The 16,641-nt window shown below is 63.9% G+C and carries 15 protein-coding genes; 1 reads left to right on the top strand and 14 read right to left on the bottom strand.

The window, feature by feature from the left end:
• Positions 1-37 precede the first annotated feature (37 nt).
• The 11 genes from N2599_RS36640 to N2599_RS36590 all read right to left on the bottom strand — a co-directional run bounded on the left by N2599_RS36640 (position 38) and on the right by N2599_RS36590 (position 8,782).
• Complete coding sequence (locus tag N2599_RS36640) at positions 38-211, bottom strand: hypothetical protein (protein WP_167333943.1); 174 nt, start codon at positions 209-211, stop codon at positions 38-40.
• Between the two features lie 432 nt (positions 212-643).
• Complete coding sequence (locus tag N2599_RS36635) at positions 644-961, bottom strand: DUF736 domain-containing protein (RefSeq protein ID WP_027512948.1); 318 nt, start codon at positions 959-961, stop codon at positions 644-646.
• Between the two features lie 804 nt (positions 962-1,765).
• Positions 1,766-2,170 (bottom strand): type II toxin-antitoxin system VapC family toxin, encoded by a 405-nt coding sequence (locus N2599_RS36630; protein WP_027512947.1) that lies wholly within the window; start codon positions 2,168-2,170, stop codon positions 1,766-1,768.
• On the bottom strand, positions 2,170-2,412 hold the full coding sequence (locus N2599_RS36625) for a type II toxin-antitoxin system VapB family antitoxin (protein ID WP_027512946.1): 243 nt from the start codon (positions 2,410-2,412) through the stop codon (positions 2,170-2,172). The genes N2599_RS36630 and N2599_RS36625 overlap by 1 nt, the downstream gene beginning before the upstream one ends.
• 153 nt (positions 2,413-2,565) lie before the next feature.
• A complete protein-coding gene (locus N2599_RS36620; RefSeq protein ID WP_027512945.1) occupies positions 2,566-3,492 on the bottom strand; it encodes an ArdC family protein in 927 nt (308 codons plus the stop codon).
• Positions 3,493-3,814: 322 nt separating this feature from the next.
• A complete protein-coding gene (locus N2599_RS36615) occupies positions 3,815-4,402 on the bottom strand; it encodes a hypothetical protein (protein ID WP_027512944.1) in 588 nt (195 codons plus the stop codon).
• A 327-nt stretch (positions 4,403-4,729) separates the two neighbouring features.
• On the bottom strand, positions 4,730-5,194 hold the full coding sequence (locus N2599_RS36610) for a hypothetical protein (RefSeq protein ID WP_051336784.1): 465 nt from the start codon (positions 5,192-5,194) through the stop codon (positions 4,730-4,732).
• Between the two features lie 4 nt (positions 5,195-5,198).
• Positions 5,199-5,543 (bottom strand): hypothetical protein, encoded by a 345-nt coding sequence (locus tag N2599_RS36605; protein WP_027512943.1) that lies wholly within the window; start codon positions 5,541-5,543, stop codon positions 5,199-5,201.
• Entirely contained in the window at positions 5,543-6,430 is an 888-nt protein-coding gene (locus N2599_RS36600; protein WP_027512942.1) for a DUF7007 domain-containing protein, read from the bottom strand. The genes N2599_RS36605 and N2599_RS36600 overlap by 1 nt, the downstream gene beginning before the upstream one ends.
• Complete coding sequence (locus tag N2599_RS36595; RefSeq protein ID WP_027512941.1) at positions 6,427-6,900, bottom strand: UCP036055 family protein; 474 nt, start codon at positions 6,898-6,900, stop codon at positions 6,427-6,429. The genes N2599_RS36600 and N2599_RS36595 overlap by 4 nt, the downstream gene beginning before the upstream one ends.
• A 94-nt stretch (positions 6,901-6,994) precedes the next feature.
• Positions 6,995-8,782: a ParB N-terminal domain-containing protein gene (locus N2599_RS36590; RefSeq protein WP_027512940.1), complete on the bottom strand. Its 1,788-nt coding sequence runs from the start codon at positions 8,780-8,782 to the stop codon at positions 6,995-6,997.
• A 455-nt stretch (positions 8,783-9,237) separates the two neighbouring features.
• On the opposite strand from N2599_RS36590, the gene N2599_RS36585 reads away from it, so the two are divergent.
• A complete protein-coding gene (locus tag N2599_RS36585) occupies positions 9,238-9,660 on the top strand; it encodes a hypothetical protein (protein WP_084606654.1) in 423 nt (140 codons plus the stop codon).
• Positions 9,661-10,354: 694 nt separating this feature from the next.
• Here N2599_RS36585 and N2599_RS36575 read toward each other — a convergent pair.
• From N2599_RS36575 to N2599_RS36565, 3 genes are all read right to left on the bottom strand, one after another.
• Positions 10,355-15,454 carry a helicase-like domain-containing protein gene (locus tag N2599_RS36575; RefSeq protein WP_027512938.1) on the bottom strand — a complete coding sequence of 1,700 codons (5,100 nt, stop codon included), beginning with the start codon at positions 15,452-15,454 and terminating at the stop codon, positions 10,355-10,357.
• A gap of 121 nt (positions 15,455-15,575) precedes the next feature.
• Positions 15,576-15,977 carry a DUF3085 domain-containing protein gene (locus N2599_RS36570; protein ID WP_027512937.1) on the bottom strand — a complete coding sequence of 134 codons (402 nt, stop codon included), beginning with the start codon at positions 15,975-15,977 and terminating at the stop codon, positions 15,576-15,578.
• A gap of 15 nt (positions 15,978-15,992) precedes the next feature.
• Complete coding sequence (locus tag N2599_RS36565) at positions 15,993-16,595, bottom strand: DUF1419 domain-containing protein (protein ID WP_027512936.1); 603 nt, start codon at positions 16,593-16,595, stop codon at positions 15,993-15,995.
• Positions 16,596-16,641 lie beyond the last annotated feature (46 nt).

Raw genomic sequence — 16,641 nt, 5'->3', positions numbered from 1 at the left:
GGAAAACGGGAGGGCGTCCCCCCGTTTGATCGCGGCCTCATTCGAGGTCCGCGATTGCGGTGCTGATGTCGCGTTCGAAGCGCTCGTTCTCGGCCTGAGCCTGTGCGATAAGAGCGGCCAGTTCGGCTTCAGCCGCGGCGCGTTCATCCCTGGTGAAGAAGCAGTTCCGAAGCTCGGCACGCAGTTCGTTGATTTGATCGAGAGTGGTCATGTTGGTCGTCTCCTTTTGATGACGTCAACAGGCCACGTGCGCAGGAAGCGCGTGTCAGGGATCGCGTACGCGACCGGCGGAGCCGGCGAGTGGGGTGCCGGTTTTATCGAAGCGCAGGCAACCGGAGCGGAGATAAAACCGGGGGCCCACGCTCGTCCTTGACGCGGGCTGAGCAGCCGTAGAATGGGACGGCAGAAAGAAGAGAGCCCGCAGCCCCGGCCAGGGGTTGCGACCGTATTCGACTGCGTCGAACACTATCTTCAGATCCGGTGCAAAGCGTCGCGGCATTGTGACAACCGTGGACCATTTTGGCGGATTTGCCGGTCCGTTTGGCACCCGGCAGCTAAGAAGCGGGCTCAATGCCTGGTTCCGGTTTTCCATGTGCAGGAAAAGAGCCCCGCCTGGTGCGGCGGAGCTCCTTATTGGCGGGGATCAGGCCTCGCGCTTCGGCCGGTTCCAGATGAGAGTGTATTCGCCCTCCTTCTCGCTCGGCCAAAGCGCCGCGGTGATCGGAGCGTTGAAGCTCGGGTCGTCCAGCTTGACCGAGATATATTCCTCGCCGTCGCCGGAAACCGCCTTCCAGCCAGCGCCGATCTCGACATTGTTGCCTGCGGTGATGCGGAAGTCGGGGGCGTCGCGCGAGACGCGTTCGATGGGGTTGAGGCGGGCCCGCATGCTGACCGTGAGCGTGCGCACGTTTCCGATTATGCTGTTGCTCCCGTTGGTGGAGAATTCGCCGATGACTGCCATGATCTGTTCCTTTCCGGTTTGCTCGGGCCGCGCCTATCGCTGCCTCGATGGCGGTGTAAGGACCGGGGGCGATCGACGCCGCACCTGAACAGGCCGCAACGAAGTGGAGGGCGGCCGGACGCGGCTATTTTGCCTCGCGATGCAAAGGCCGGCTCGCCCGCCGGCGGAAAATAGCCGGGGCCGGCCGTTGCGGGATGGCGATCGAGACGAGAGGCGTCCTTCGGTCACACCAGATCCATCGCGGTCTGCGTGGGTGCGCCCAATATTCAAACGGGAGGGAGCGCGGGATCATGGCGCTCGATCATCGGCGACCTTCACCCTGGGAACAAGGGCGGCGCCGTCGCTGTCGATAAGCTCACCAGCGCATGGCATCGGTGCGCCCCAATCCCGTCGGCACCTCTGCCGGCGCCCCGGCTGCGTCACCTCCACGAGAAACGCGCTGAACGAAGCCATTGAAATGGCTTCCGCGACGGACGAGGCTCTCGGACATGCCAATGATCCGCCTATTCACCGCCCAACATCCCGCGCCAGGCCGGGTAAAGAAGCAGACTTCTTGCCGGGGGAACAGGAACGGAGCCGTGCCACTGTCTCTCCAGGGGGCTCCGTGCCGCGGCGGGCTCTTGCTGCGCACCCCTGCCGGGCGCAGTTGGCGCGTCGGCAGGCTTCGGGATTGCCGTTCGAGGAACTCGCGCCGTAGCCGCCGCGCCGAAATGCCCCTCGGCCCGGTCGGCCCGCGTATCGGGCGGGGCATCGTCCAGTGCCTTTCGCGCCTTCGCGCGCAACCAGCCGTCAGAGACAACCGTGTCAGGGCACGGTGCGCGCATCCGTCTGTCTGAACTCGTCGGCCGTGGCCAGGATGGGAACATCGAAGTATTTTGCGCAGGCATAGTGGAGGCAATCGCCGAGGTTGAGACCACGGCGGCCCGAACGGTAGCGATGTGCGGCAGAAAGTGCGAAACGCGTCGTTTCGCTCGCGGGCGGCAGATCGCGGATGTCGATGCCGCGTTCGTCGAGGAACTCGATGACGATCGGCTCCACCTCGGCGACCGTCAGAGCGAACTTGTCGGCGCGGGCGAGACCGAGCACCGCCTCCAGCACAGCGACCGGCGAGGTGAAGGCGTCGTTGGCCGCCACGATGGCATCGGAAACGCGCTCCGCCTCCGGCTCGTCGGAGAGGAGCGCAATGATGGCGCAGGCATCGACGAACATCAGCTTTCCCACATGTCGTCAAAAGCCTCGCGCGGAAGCGGTTTACGCGCTGCAGCGCCAAGCGTGACTCCGTGTTTTTCGCGGAGCCGGGCCGCGGTCTGACGCGGCGTCTCGGCCTTGCGCCGGCGTTCGATCGCCTCCTTCATGGCGATGACGATCGCGTCGGTGATGCTGACGCCGGCCATATGGGCGAACTTGCGCGTCAGCGTGTCCGCTTCCGGATTGTTGACGTTGATCGGCATGGGTGCTCCATGTAGATAAATCACGCACGCAATGTAGATGCTCTGATCTACATTTTCAAGTCGTCGAAATGACCCGCCGACGGGCGCCAGCCCTTCGGCGGGTTTGCTTGGACACGTCACGTGCGGGAACGCCAACAAGCGTCGCGTGAGGCATCAGGCGGCCTGCCGCTCCGTTTCCGCCTTCGGCTGGAGGGCGTGCAGATAATCGACCGCGCGCTGCGCATGCGCCGCCGCCGCGAAAATCGCCCTTTGGTCATTCTGAATGACAGTCAACCAGGATTGAAGATAGGAGGCGTGATCCGGGCGGGGCTCTAGCTCCGGCACCACCCCGAGATCGGCGCATAGGAAGCAGCTTCCCAATTCGGCGACCAATTCTTCCTTGCAACGGGCCGTCTTGTCTGTCGAATAGCGGCTCAGATCGCGGCCCACCCGATCGGGCCGCGCCGTCCAATGCACTGATTCATGAGACATTACAGCGACGTAAGAGGCAGCATCTCGAAAATCTGCCAACACTGGCATCTGAATGAAATCACCCACGGGAGAATAGTAAGCCTTCGAACCGCCGTGTCGGATCTCCGCGCCGGTGTTTGCGAAGAATCGATCAGCGTGTTCAATGCGCTCGACAGGACTGCCCGCCGGCTCCGGACGCCGGTCACAATGATCTGGCAGACCATCGATCTGCTCACAGTTGAACACCGTATACGCCTTCAGGAATGGAATCTCGCGCTCGACTTCGCCGCCGCTCGCGTCCGTCTCGGTTTTCTTGAAGCGGCTGGCATAGACGACGGTGGCACCGCTCTCACCCTTGCGCACATGGGCGCCGAGTTCGTTGGCCTGCCGAAGCGTCATCCAGGTCGGCGACGAGAAGCCGCGTGCAACGCCCTCCGACCAGAGAAGCAGCACGTTGACGCCCGTATATGCCTCGCCATTGTGGCGCAGCGGCCGGGTGATCCGGCCGGACGCGTCACCGACCCTCCACGGCTGCACCCATGGGCGCACGCCCTTCTCCAGATCGGCGACGATCTTCTCGGTGATCCGCGCATAGATGTCGGTGCGCGATCCGCTTTGCTTACCCTTCATGTTCTCAACCTCCGTCATGGAGGCCGCGCCCATCGCGGCCCCGTCACCGAGGTCCAGCGCCGGGGCACAGGCGAGCGAGCGCACCGAAGGCCGCAACGCCAGTGGAGGACGGCAAAGCCGTTGCGGCTCGCTGCCGGCCGCGGCAGGACCGACAACCGGGACGGGGCCGCGATGGGGCGCCGTCTGCGTTTTTCCCTTTCCTCACCCGTCACTTGCCTCGAACCGAAAGAACTCCGGGATGGCAGCAGGAAAAGGCCGCCTCCGGGAGACGGCCTCTGTCGTCGATAGACGGTGCGCGCGGCCGAGCCCGGCCGGAGGCCAATCAGTCGAAGACCGACATCTGGGCCGCTGCCGCCTTGCGGTCGAGGTTCTGCCCGGGATTTTCGATCGGCCGGTCGAACGGTTTCCAGGTCTCGCCGACGATTTGCTTATAGGCTGCCACGGCGCCTTCGGCGGCCATCCGGAGCGCATGCGCCTGCACGCCCATGTCGGCGGCAAACTCGCGCTTGCGCTGGGCGGCGCTGTCATAGCCGACGGGACCGTCGAGATCCTCGTCGCGGGTATCGTTGGCGGATTTGGCCGTGGCGTCGCGCGCTTCGGTGACCGCGCGGCTGTAGAACTGGCCGGCGCCGTGGGCCGAGCCGACGAAGGCGCCGACGATGCGCTGCAGGTGGATCTGCATGGCCCTTTCGCCCAGGCCTTCGGCAAGAGCATCCGATGTCTCCGTGATGAGGCGCTGATGGAGATCGCGGATCCCGTCGCTGTCGACAATGGCGGTTCCAAAACTCTCGGCGATCTTCAGCGCCTGGGCGCTGTCCGGGCATGTGAGCCGGACCATTTCGAGTGTGGCGCCCTTGCGCAGTTGCACGACGCGGGCGGATTGGCGAGGGGTGGTAGCGGGCTTTGCCATGGGTCTTCCTTTCCAGCTCCGAAGCGGTTCCGGCCCCTGCCGGCTTGCCCTTCGGTGCGGTCGACCCGAACCGGCGGAAGACGGGCGCTTCAGGGTCCGGGCACGGCCTGGACAAGCGGAGCCGATCTGCGGGCAAGCAGGGCATCCTGCCCTTGCAATTGCCAAGCGGAGCTGCTCTGCGACGGACGGCGGGCTCCGGCCGCACGGCGGCGCGATAGCGGCCTTGAAGCGGACGGCCGCCGGTTCAGACCGCAGCAAAACCGAAGGACGAGCCGGCGGGGATCCGGCTCAGTCAGGTGCTGGACAAGGCGAACGGCCGCCGGAACGCTACACCTCGTCATCGCCGGTCGTGGGCTTGCGCGTTAGTGGCAGGGCGACCGCACCGTCCGGCGATCTTGCCCTGGGCAACCGATAGGACTGCAGCCAGGTTGGACCGTGCGAGTTCCGCAGACCGCGCAGGATCCCGCCATCGTCGTGGGGCGCACCACCCATCCAGACATCGTTCAGGATGCTCTTCCACCGCCGTCCATGCCTGGCGGCATAGGCCTGGAGCGCAGCCTCCTGCTCGGGGTTGAGCGGAGGAAGTCGTTCGCGTTTGCGAACAGGCCTGTGTGAAGCGGCCATGACGTTGGCCCGGCACCCCTTTGCGGCGATCAGCCGCCGGAGTTCCGCTACGCCAGCATCGAGGCACGCCTTTGCGTCGAGGTGATGGAACTGCCGCCAGAATGCGGTGCGTTCCGCCGATGAGGGCCCGATGCCGGCTTGTCGCTCAAGGTCTCCGATCGTTGCCATGGCGCTACGCCTCCACACAGGGTTGAGCCAGATCGCCGCTCACGCCGGAACGGCTGCGAACCGCGGCGATTGCGGCGTCCTGGCGCGCCAGCTTTCGCAAAAGCGCATCGACCTCCGGCTGTCGCTCAGCGGTGAGTGCCGCCAGGTTCGCACGATAGCGTTCAAGGAAAGCGCCTGGTGGCTCACCCTTCCCACGGCGATATCCCCGCTGACGCCGGCCAATCAGCGGAATGAGCACGGTCATTTTCCGCGTGATCTGCCGGTCGATCAGATCGAGTTGGTGCTGCGTCTGCCGCCGCGCTTCTTCCATGCGCGACAGCTGCGCGCTGCGGTTTGCCGTTGGCGCCATCACACGGCCCTCCCTTGCCGACCGGCAAAACTGGACGGGCCGTCATAGGCATCGTGACGGTCGGCATCGATGACGAACCCAAAGCGGCCCCGCGTTGCGTATTCAGTGCGGGACACGAGAAAGCGCATTGTCTCGGTCTGCCCATCGCGTTTGGCGCCACGCGTGGCGATCACCTCGGTCATATCAGGATGATGGTTCGAATAGATCGCCGAAATCACGACCCAGTCGCCGGCATGACGCCGTTCGAAATCCAGACGGTCCCTCATCCAGGATTGCCTGGGCAACAGCTCCCGTCCGTTCATCTTCTCCCAGACATTCGGCCAGCTGTTGCGGATTGTCTCGTCGGCGCTTTCAAGCTCAAAACGCGTGAAGAGACCTGGAAAGGTGATCGCGACGATCGCACATTCAGCGTCCTCCTCATAAAAGCCTGCGAAGTTTCTGAGGTCGGGATCGACTTTTGCATTTCGGTCGGGCGAAAGATGAAAGCCGCCGTGACTGGCGGTGCAGTGCAGAACGACACCGTCGGCATAGAGGGTGGCAAGCTGCGACGTGCCCCAGGGCGTGCTGGCGGGCATGCGGGTCTGGACACGGGCAAGCGCTGCCAGCTCGCGTTTGTGCTGCGCTGTCGCCAGCACGCGGGCGCGAAAAGCCGCCTCGTCATCGAGGCGGCCGTCATGACCGTAAAAATGGTCGCGCTTCAGCTCCGAAAGCGGGCGCGAAAGTCGCCAGGCGCTGGCGAGGAAATACGATCCCGCGTGACCGGGGACCATGGCGAGCAGCGTGTCACCGATCCTGGCCACCGGAAATCCATCGGCACTGGTGCCGAATTCGACGCCTCCATCAGGGATGGCGGCCGTGTTGTCGTTTTGAAGCCTGGTGCGCGTCATGCCGCCCTCCCTTCAAGGCCGGCAGCCGCCGCCTCGTCGTCCGTCACCTCCTCCAGAACGGCGCCTGGATAGCGGTGGGTCTTCAACCAGGCCTCTGCAGCGTGCCGGTCCTCATCGAGATGGAGCACCTCGCGCGTGTCGCCGGCGCGGTCGAAAATGCGCACAGAGCCAGGCGCAGGGCGCGCGATCACCCTGAAGGTGAGATCGGAATCAAGCCCGAAGGTCCTCCGGATGGTGACGAGGATGATGGTTTTGCTGCCGATATCGCCCTCATGCAGCGTGAAGAAGCCGGGCGCGGTATAGCTGCCGAGCCTGCGCGGCGCCTCCTTGCGAATGAGTCGGCCCTGGCTGTTGCGGGTCTCCCAGGCGGCGAGTTTATTGCGGAAGCTTTCGGGTGGGCGAGGTGTGCCGTCGGACCAGGAAACGAGTGAGCCGATGGGAGCGAGGTCGAATATCAAGGACGCAGACATGGGGAGCTCCTCTGGGTTCTGCGGTTCGCGAAAACGAAAGCGCCGCCGGAGATGCCCGGCGGCGGTGTTCATTCGGAAAGGAGAAGGGTGGCGGCTATTCCGCTGCGATGCCGTAGGCGGACTGCTCCTCGGCAGGTTCGTCGGAGGTGTCTGCCGGGATGTCGGCGTCGGCCAATTCCGGCTCCTTGGCGCTGTGTTCATCGGAGACAGAGGCGTCTTCGACGTCCCCGGCACCGATCGTCGCGGCGTCGACACTGCCGCCGCCTTCATCCTCGGCGTCATCATGCGCGTCGAGGTCATCGGCCTGCCGCATCAGATCAGCGACTTCCAGCGGGTCGGGCGCGAACAGTGCGTCGGGATGGACAAAGCTCGCATCGGCCTTGAAGTGCTCGACGAGTGCGACGCGCGTCTCACGCACCCGCGGCCGTGGCTGAATACGCGCCTCCCTGGCCGCCGCCTCGAGCGCCTGACGCGACAGGCAGGTGAGGAAGTCTTCGGTGCCCATGTTCTGGAGATATCCATCCGCGCCGATCGCCGCGCCGGCAATGCGCGACACGACACCGCTGTTCGACATGCCGCGTCGGCAAGACAAAACCTCGACCAGCATCGAGCGGGCAGCGATCCTCACCGTCTCCATGTCGAAGGAAAACCGCCCGTCCTCGGTGAACAGCCGCGCCACATGCCGCTGAAAACACTTGCGCCCGAACACATGGTCGTTGGCGCCGGAGTCGACCCGGACATTCTGCCCGGCAAAGGCGATGACCATGAGCGCCATCAACATGTCGTCCTCGATCGGCGCACGTGCGAGCGCCTCATGCAGCGCATCGGTGCGGAAGTCGCCGATCATGTCATGGCCCTTCTGGGTGACGTCCGGCCGCAACTTCGCCCCGCCCACATTCTCCTCGGCCCCGGTCGAGCCATCGGCGCCAGCGGCCGTCTTTCCAGCGGCAGGCTTGGCGTCCGGCAGGCGATAGTGCACGATCTGCACCTTGCCCTCACGGTCAAGATAAAGGCCGGTATGGTCACCTTTGCCAGGCTTGCCGTAGACGCGTTCAGCCTTCTTCGGCAGATCCGGCTGGCCCCAGTTGTTGACCTCGACGATCGCGCCCTTCTTCGGCAGATTGCTGGTCATCCATTCCTGCTGGGCGCCAAGGAAGGCCTCGACATTGGTGGTGTAGCGATTGTCTTCGTCCGCGGGACCGAAGAGGTCTTCCGCCCATTCGATTCCATAGGCCTGGCGCAGATCGTCGCCGAAACTGGCATCGCGGGCATACATGCGGGTCTTCGAAAGGCCGTTGGCGATCTGCCACCATTGAGCCGTGTCGCCCTTTTTCGGCTTGTGCGCCTTCCAGACCTCCTTCTGTTCGTCGAGCGAGGCGGCGGCGATCGTGCGAAGCTGCTGCTCCGCCGGCATGTCGCCCTTGGTCATCTGATCCAGCATGGCCGGCAGGACATTGGCCAGAAGGCGAAGTTTTCTGATCTGGCGGACGGGCAATGCAAGCGCGACAGCGATCGCTTCCTCGGTCCAGCCAAGCGCCACGAGGCGCTCGATGCCGCGCCACTGGTCGACGGGGTTTAGCGGTTCAAACGCGACATTCGCAATCATCGAGCGCATCGCGCCATTATCGGTGGCCGCATCGGTGACGAGAACCTCGATTTCGTCGAGGCCGGCGGCAATCGCCTGACGCACGCGACGATGGCCTGCCTGGATGACGAAGCCGTTGCCGCCGTCGCTCTGCGGCGACACGACCGGCGGCTGAATGATGCCGACGGATTTTATCGTCGCCAGCAACAGCGCATCGGCCTGCGGCGAAGATTTCGAGCGGCGGGCGGCATCGGGATTGTCGTTCAGCGCGCGGGGATCGAGTTTCAGGATATGCATGGGAAAACTCCTCTTGTCCGGGGTTCCGGGAGGCGGCAAGCTGCCGCTCCTTGCCTGTCTTCATTCTTTCGAAGACACATCCCCAACCGCGGAGCGGGCTGGCCGGTGCAACTGCGCGCGAGCAGCCCTGCCGCGAAGTGCCAAGCGGGGCTCTAGCCCTGCGCGGTCGAGTGGCCGGGATGCGGAGGGGGCGGTTGAGCGTCAGCGTCGGCGGACTGGCCGCTCTGCGACCGGTTTTTCCCTTCTCATTTTTCCCTGTTCTGCCCCATTCGCCGCGCCTGACGCGGCTGATCGTTTTCGCGCGGATGATGGAACAGCGTGCACGAATTTCATGAAACGGGGTTGATCGTTTCATCCTACCAAAAAAGCGCGTGTTGATTGAAACGGCGCTGGACCGGCATGGTCAAGAGTTGTGCGGCGTCATCAGGAGGCCTTCCATGAAGGAGAGGAAGACAGTGTCTGGAAAAATTGACCGCGAAGGCACCGAGCCAGGTGCGGCCGCAACAGCGCTCCGCAGGTCATCGCATCCGGTGCAGCTTGGGGCGTTTGCGACGATGACCCTCAACCAGATTTTCGGCAATCCACTCAAGGGAGAGTCGCCCAGCGCCCGGATGAAGCAAGTTTCGGTCATGCTGGTGGTCGGCCAGCTCCATGGTGACGGAAAACCCATCTCTTTGACACCTCTAATCGAAATCACCGGCATCCACAGAAGCGCCGTCGCTCAGGCCATGCGCTTCCTTGTAGAGCGCGGTCTCCTTGTCGAGGAAATGGGGAAAAACTCGATGGGGCGCGGCATGGCGCGGCAATTCGAAATCTCTCCCGCCTTCATCCAGACGCTCAGACTGTTCAAGGGGGATCCGATCCGACATGGAAAGTGAAACCGAGCAGCTATCGAAGACGCTTGCCTGGACCTGCGGCATGATCCTGCAAAGCGGTTCTGACGACCTGCGGCGCATCGCGCGCGCTACAGCCAGGCGCAAGACCTGGTCGCGAGTATTCCAAAAGAGGACGATGGCGATGCCCGGCCGCGCATCGTCGCCTGCTTCCGGCGCTCCGATACCTACAGGGCGGCGGACGATATTGCCTGTGTCGGCTGGATCCTGACCGCCATCCAGGAACGGGTGAACGAACGCAACCTTTCCGACTGGCGCCAGCTCCGCAAGGTCGTCAACAAGACCGTGAAACTGCTGCCCCTGCCTAAGACAACGATGCATTGAAGGACCACCGGGACGTGCGCGAAGTCTCTCCGTCCGGCCGTGGTTCTGGCTGCTCCGCCAAACCGGCGGCGATGCATGCAACAGGGCCGCCACGCGACACACGGGCCTCGAGCCGGACGTTAGCCTGGATGTCGCGTGAGCAAAAAAAGAGGGCCAGCGGAGACCGCGGCCCTTGAAGTGTGAAGGTCATAAAACCTCCAGAGGGGAACAGCTGCTGCGGCGGCACTGGGAGGAAATCCGCCATGTGCATCAGCTGCGTGCAGGATGCCCGTTTTTTGACCAAACGCAAATCATTTATTGTGCAATGCAGCTATGCGCATGCTGCATCGCATCCAAAAAGCCCATATCCGCGCGATCACGCCGCCTGGCTAATGGGCGCATTCAGGACTGTCTCGGCGGCGAGCGCCTCGTCGACTTGCGCGAGGCTGCGGCGCTTTTCCGCCAGTTCGCCGGCGAAGGAGAATTCAGCACCCTGTTCACGTGACCGGTAGGAGGCCAGCCGGCGCTCGGCGTCGACGAGCCGCTGGCGATAGCGCTCGCGCTCTTCTTCCAAGCCACCAAGTGCATGTTCGAGGCGGGAGATGGCGCCAAGCGGCGTCACGGTCACCGGCAGCTCGATCTCGTATTCTGCACCGGTGCGCAGGAGCATGGTCGTGTAGCGATATCCGTCCTTGCCGAAGCGCTGACCTTGATATTCGAGATCGAAGCCGCCGATCGAGGCGATGACATTTTCACCCTGCTGCTGAAGCTGGACCAACGTCAGGATCTCCTTCATCAGCGCCCGGCCCGCCTGCTTGCGGTCGGTATAGGGGTTGCCGATCACGGTCATCGCGAAGGCCTCGCCTGACGTCGGCACCAGGCGCTCGATATCCTCACCGATCTGCATCAGCCGGCGGGTCGAATAGTCGATGTCGCGCTCGGCGTCGCGTATCTGCCGTCGAACCGCATGCTGGTCGTCGATATGGGCGGCGCGCAGCCGCTCCAGCCGCGCGATCTCGGCTTCGAGCCCCGCCTTCTGCATCAGACGCTGGTCGCCGGATGCGATGGCCTTGGCAAAAGCAAACTGGTTGGCCTGGCCTTCGCCGAGATCTTCGAGCTTGCGGATCGAGGTGTCGCCGGAAAGGGCGGCGGCGATGAAGCGGGCCTTGCGCTCGTTGTTCTGCCACATTGTGGCGTCGAGCGAGCCTTCTGTCGCATAGGCGAAGATATCGATTTCGTCGTTCTGGTTGCCCTGCCTGATGATGCGGCCCTCGCGCTGCTCGATCTGCGAGGGCAACCAGGGTACATCGAGGTGGTGCAGTGCCTTCAGCCGAAGCTGGGCGTTGACGCCGGTGCCCATCGTTTCGGAACTGCCGATCAGGAAGCGGATCTTTCCGGCGCGCACGTCGCTGAACAGCCGCTGCTTCGCCTCCGATTTCTTAAAATCCTGCATGAAGGCGATTTCCGAGGCCGGCACACCCAAACGGATCAGTTCGTCGCGGATCCAGCGATAGGCCGAAAACCCCCGCGTCTTCTCGACGCTGATTGTGCCGAGATCGGAAAAAATCATCTGCGCCGCGCCAGGAAGTTCGAACGGCTTGCCGTCGGGACGGACATAGGTGCTTTCACTCGTCTGGTTCCAGATGCGGAAGGCGTTAGCGACAAGATTGTTGAGCTTGTTATCCGGCTCATTGTCGTTGTCGGCATCGACCAAACGCAGATCGATTGCCGCATGGCGGCCGTCGGTGATGACCGAAAGCAGGATGTCCTCGCCCGGCTCCGGCGGCCGGTCGCGCTCCTCGATCGCCTTGATGCGGGCATCGAGCATCGTCTGGTAGTTCTTGAAGGACTGTGTCGGCTTCGACGTGACGATCTGCCGCCTGCCGGTCGAGACCTCGGGCACCTTCACATATTGGCGCAAATCGCTCGGCATCACGACATCGGCAAAGGATCGGAACATGGCAATCAGTTCGGGCACGTTGACGAAGCTGGCGAACCGGCTGACCGGCTTGTATTTGCCCGACGGCTGCAGTTCGAGCTCGGTCGTGGTGTCGCCGAAGGTCGAGGCCCAGGCGTCGAACTCGTGCAAACCCCGCTCCATCAGCGCGGCGTGGTCCATCAGCCGCTGGACGGTGTACATCTCTCCCAAAGTATTGGTAATCGGGGTTCCAGAGGCCAGCACCAACGCCCGGCCGGGATTTTTCGTCGCGATGAAACGGGCCTTCACGTATAAATCCCAGGCGCGCTGCGAGCCGTTCGGATCGACACCCTTCAGCGTCGACATATTGGTGGCAAAGGAAAGCTTGCGGAACTCCTGCGCCTCATCGACGATGATCTGGTCGACGCCGATCTCGGCGATGGTCAGCAGATCGTCCTTGCGGGTGGATAAGGCTTCGAGCCGCTCCTGCAATCCCTCCTTCAGCCGTTCGAGGCGCTTCAGCGACACCCGGTCGTCGCTTTCGACTTTGGTGAGCAGCGTCTCGTAGAGCTCCAGTTCGTCATGGATCATCTGTTGCTCGAAGGCGCAGGGGATGCCGATGAACCGGAAGGCAGAATGGGTGATGATGATGGCGTCCCAGACGGCCGTCGCCGCCCGGCTCAGGAACCGGGCGCGCTTGTCCTTCGAAAAATTGGTTTCGTCGGCCACCAGGATGCGGGCATTCGGATAGAGGGCGAGGAATTCTCTCGCAGCCTGCGCCAGGCAGTGACCGGGCACGACCAGCATCGCCTTGGCGATCAGGCCGAGCCGCCGCTGCTCCATGATCGCCGCTGCCATGGTCATCGTCTTGCCGGCGCCAACGGCGTGGGCGAGATAGGTCGAGCCGGATGAGATGATCCGCCAGATGCCGCGTTTCTGGTGGCCATAAAGAGAAAAGGCGCTCGAGGCGCCTGGAAGTTGGAGATGCGAGCCGTCGAAGGCGCGGGGCGCGATATTGTTGAAGCGGTCGTTATAGATGCGCGCCAGCCGATCGGTGCGATCAGGATCGGACCAGAGCCAGTTCTGAAACGCGACCTTGATCTTCTGGAGCTTCTCCTTGGCCGCTTCGGTATCGACGATATTGAGCACGCGGCGTTCGCTATCGCCCTCCCTGATCGTGTCAAAAATCTGCGGCACGCGGCTGTTGAGGGCATCGGCGAGCAGCTCTCCGGCGTGTCGGCGTTCGGTGCCCCATTCCGACGTGCCGGCCGCATTGTAGCCAAGCTGGCGCGCCTCGACGGTCCACGACGCCAGTTCCGGCATATGATGAATGCGGATTTCGGCGCCCATGGTCTCGTGGACGAAGGCGACGATATCGGCGGCCGGTATCCAGGGGGCACCGAGCCGCGCGGTGATATCGGACGGGCGAAGATCGGCCGGCTGCACATCCTGTAACGCCAGAACGTTGCGCTCATAGGCCGGATCGAGCGCGGCCGCCGCTTCCGCGATCTTCAGCTTGTCGCGGACCGGACCGGAGAGATAGGCGTCTGCCATCTGCCAGCTGCCATCGGCGGGATCGCGGAAGATGGCGCTGCCAAGCTCGGCGGCGACGTCAGCCACTTCGCGATGCAGCAGTTCGGCGATGTGGTCGGGATCGACATGGCCGCGTTCGTTGAGCACCACGGCGAGCGCGTCGGCGGCACTGGTGATTTCAGGCGGGGCGGGTGGCGAGATCACCCGCTCGCTGAAAATCGGGCCCGGCCGGGCGGTGTTGTTCTCAAGATCGTAGTCCTCGGTGGAAGCAACCAGCCAGCAATCGGGATCGTCGAGGAAGGGCTGCAGGTTCGGGCGGCGATGGTGTTCGCGCGTCTCGCCGGTTTCCGGATCTTGCGCGATCGACACCGCGGTGTGGTTGATCGGTCCGAAGTCACGGACGAAACTGGACCAGGCGATGCGCAGCTTCACCTGACTATCCTTCCATGGCCGGTCGAGTTCCTGGGCCTTCAGCACCGCGCGCACCGCGTCGCGGATCGGGATGAGCTTGCGGATGATCCGGACGTGCTTTTCCGGGATGCCGTCGGCGCTGCGGCCCTTGCGCACCTTCACCGCAACCGGTTCGCCGTCGATGACCTGCATCAGGCCGCGGGCGTTGTCGAAGAAGAAGCTGCCCTCGCGCACATGGCGCTCGGACGGCAGATCGACGACACCCTGATCGGCTGCTTCCTCCAGATCGAAATCGATCCCGGTCGGCTCGCCGTCGTAAAGGGCTTCCGGAAGAAGATCGATCGCGGCCGACAGCGCGGCGTCGAGATTCACGCCGGCACGCGGCAGGCATGTATAGGTCTCGCCGAATGGACCGGAGGTCAATGCATGCGTGCCGAGCACGAAATCCGGATACTGCGCGAACCAACGATTGACGCGGATGGCGCCCTCGTCCGCCGTCGCCGGCTGGACCTCCCCGGTATCGAGCCAGGACAGATCGCCCTCCGACTCCCCGGCCTTGCGTTTGCGGAAAAACAGGATGTCAACGACGACGTCCGTGCCCGCCTCAACGCGAAAGCTGCCTTCGGGCAGGCGGATTGCCGCAATCAGGTCGGCTGTCTTGGCGATATGCTCGCGCGCAGAGACATCGGCCTTGTCCATCGTGCCCGAGCTGGTGGCGAAGGCGGCGAGGGCGCCGGGTTTCAAGAGATCGATCGACCGGGCGATGAAATAATCGTGCAGCCGGAGCCCGAGCGGACGATAGGCCCGGTCGGAACGTACGGTGCGATCGGAGAAAGGTGGGTTGCCCAGGGCAAGGTCGAAACTCGCCGGCAGCTCTGTACGGGCGAAATCGCCGGTGACGATCCGCGCCCGCGGCTGCAACAGCCGGACGATGCGGGCGGTGACCGGATCGAGCTCGATGCCGGTGACGTGGGATACACCGCGCATGACTTCCGGCATCAGCGCCGGAAACAGGCCCGTGCCGATGCCCGGCTCCAGCACGCGGCCGCCGCGCCAACCGAGGCGCTTGAGGCCTGACCAGATTGCCCGCACGATGAACTCCGGTGTGAAATGCGCATACTGGGTGCAGCGGGCGAGCGAGGCATAGTCGCTCTCGCCAACGGCATCCTCGAGCGCCGCGCCGATCTCGTCCCAGCCCTTGCGGAAGTCGACCTCGCCCGGGCGGCGGAAGACGCCATTGGCAAGGTCGGAGGCGCCAAAGCCGGTGAACCGGATCAGCTTCTCCTGCTCCTCGCGCGTCGCCGCACGTTCGTCCGCTTCGATCTTGCTGGCCAAGGCGATCGCGGCGATGTTGTCGCGCGCCCGCTGCTTCCAGCCCTTCGCCAAGCCACGACTATCGGCGAGATGGAAGTTCGAACCGCGTGACCGGGCCGCCATCGACGGCGGCGGCACGATCGCTGCGACGGGCATCGCTGGCGCCGGCGACGCCGGATCGGGATCGTCGTCGTCACCCGGCCCGAAATCGCTGCCGAAGGCGGTGGCGCCGAGGCCAAGGCCCGACGACAGCGCGGTGTTGCCGAAAAGATCGATGGTGAAGGGATCGTCATGCGACATGCGAAAATCTCCTGTGTGAGGGCGCACGATGCCTTCCGCCTTGAAGCCTCCAGCGGATGACGGGCGCGAATTTTGGGGATTGGTGATGGGCGGGCGCCGGACGGTGTCCGTCGACGGATCGCTAGTCTCGCGCGATCACGGAAAGCTGCATCGCGTCCTTGAGGAACGCGATCTGCAGATGCGTGCAGCCGCGGCTGGCGGCGATCAGCGGTTCAAGGCCTCCGGCGTCGAGGAAATCGACGCCATCGTCGCCGCCAAATGTCCGGCGTTTGACCTCGAACCAGTCGTCGTCCGTGTTCGGGTCGCATCCCTCGGCATAGACGACGAGCGGCTTTGCGCCTTCTGCCAGTTTGCCGTTCGACATCGCATAGACCCCATGGTCTCCGACCAGCCAGAGGCCGGGCTTCTCATTCTTGTCAGGCGCAAGTCCAAAGTGTGGATCGCGAAAGCCGCCATTGGCTTTTGCGTCGGAGATGCCGCGGTCGATGACGGCGCGGACGGCGGCGACGGGGAAGGTGAGTATCATCTCGCACCTCCCTCACGCCGCGATCGGGTCGGGCAGATAGCGCAGATGCACCGGCAGCTTCACCGCCATCTCCACATCCGTGAGGTCGTCCAGCAGCTTCAGCGTGGTGCCGTGTTGGCCGCCATAAAACAGTATCGTGCGCTGGCCGCGGTCGCGTTCCGCAAAGCGCTCGCCGGCATAGCCGCGGTAATCGTCGTGGGTGCTCGACCAGATGTGCTCGAGACGTTCCTCGCGGGTCATCGCCCGCACGGGACGGGTTTCGCGCTCAACGATGGCGTCGCGCAGCCGCGCGGGCGAGCCCTTGTCGGCGAGGTCGCAATAGCCATGGAAGTACCGCATCTGTCCATCGATCCTCAGGGTGAAAAAGATGCTGGTGATCGAGCCGGTCAGGAACTCGCGCATGGCGAACATCTCGCCACGCATGAAGAGCGGCGGCAGGATCTCGAACATGTAGTCGTTAGAGGCTTGGTCTATTTCGAACCATTCATTGCGATAGAGCGGGCTATCGTCGCTCTCCCAGCGGTTCGGGCGCTGGGCGTGACGGTCGAACATGCGGAACATCTGCCTGATGTCGGCGATGCCCTGATAGACCTTGCGGATCGGAGAGTGGGTCATGGCTGGCTCCTTCTGGCCGTGTCGGGGCCGGAGCGCGGCGAATCCT

Source organism: Rhizobium sullae (genome assembly GCF_025200715.1).
GTDB lineage: Bacteria > Pseudomonadota > Alphaproteobacteria > Rhizobiales > Rhizobiaceae > Rhizobium > Rhizobium sullae.
Note: the sequence above shows the minus strand (reverse complement) of the source record. Positions and strands in the feature narration are given on the sequence as shown.

What these genes read in the sequence shown, in the direction of transcription:
- N2599_RS36610 (WP_051336784.1), bottom strand. Translation starts at nt 5,194, where the DNA reads ATGGCAACGATCGGAGACCTTGAGCGACAAGCCGGCATCGGGCCCTCA.
- N2599_RS36620 (WP_027512945.1), bottom strand. Translation starts at nt 3,492, where the DNA reads ATGAAGGGTAAGCAAAGCGGATCGCGCACCGACATCTATGCGCGGATC.
- N2599_RS36630 (WP_027512947.1), bottom strand. Translation starts at nt 2,170, where the DNA reads ATGTTCGTCGATGCCTGCGCCATCATTGCGCTCCTCTCCGACGAGCCG.
- N2599_RS36590 (WP_027512940.1), bottom strand. Translation starts at nt 8,782, where the DNA reads ATGCATATCCTGAAACTCGATCCCCGCGCGCTGAACGACAATCCCGAT.
- N2599_RS36595 (WP_027512941.1), bottom strand. Translation starts at nt 6,900, where the DNA reads ATGTCTGCGTCCTTGATATTCGACCTCGCTCCCATCGGCTCACTCGTT.
- N2599_RS36565 (WP_027512936.1), bottom strand. Translation starts at nt 16,595, where the DNA reads ATGACCCACTCTCCGATCCGCAAGGTCTATCAGGGCATCGCCGACATC.
- N2599_RS36625 (WP_027512946.1), bottom strand. Translation starts at nt 2,412, where the DNA reads ATGCCGATCAACGTCAACAATCCGGAAGCGGACACGCTGACGCGCAAG.
- N2599_RS36615 (WP_027512944.1), bottom strand. Translation starts at nt 4,402, where the DNA reads ATGGCAAAGCCCGCTACCACCCCTCGCCAATCCGCCCGCGTCGTGCAA.
- N2599_RS36575 (WP_027512938.1), bottom strand. Translation starts at nt 15,454, where the DNA reads ATGTCGCATGACGATCCCTTCACCATCGATCTTTTCGGCAACACCGCG.
- N2599_RS36600 (WP_027512942.1), bottom strand. Translation starts at nt 6,430, where the DNA reads ATGACGCGCACCAGGCTTCAAAACGACAACACGGCCGCCATCCCTGAT.
- N2599_RS36635 (WP_027512948.1), bottom strand. Translation starts at nt 961, where the DNA reads ATGGCAGTCATCGGCGAATTCTCCACCAACGGGAGCAACAGCATAATC.
- N2599_RS36640 (WP_167333943.1), bottom strand. Translation starts at nt 211, where the DNA reads ATGACCACTCTCGATCAAATCAACGAACTGCGTGCCGAGCTTCGGAAC.
- N2599_RS36605 (WP_027512943.1), bottom strand. Translation starts at nt 5,543, where the DNA reads ATGGCGCCAACGGCAAACCGCAGCGCGCAGCTGTCGCGCATGGAAGAA.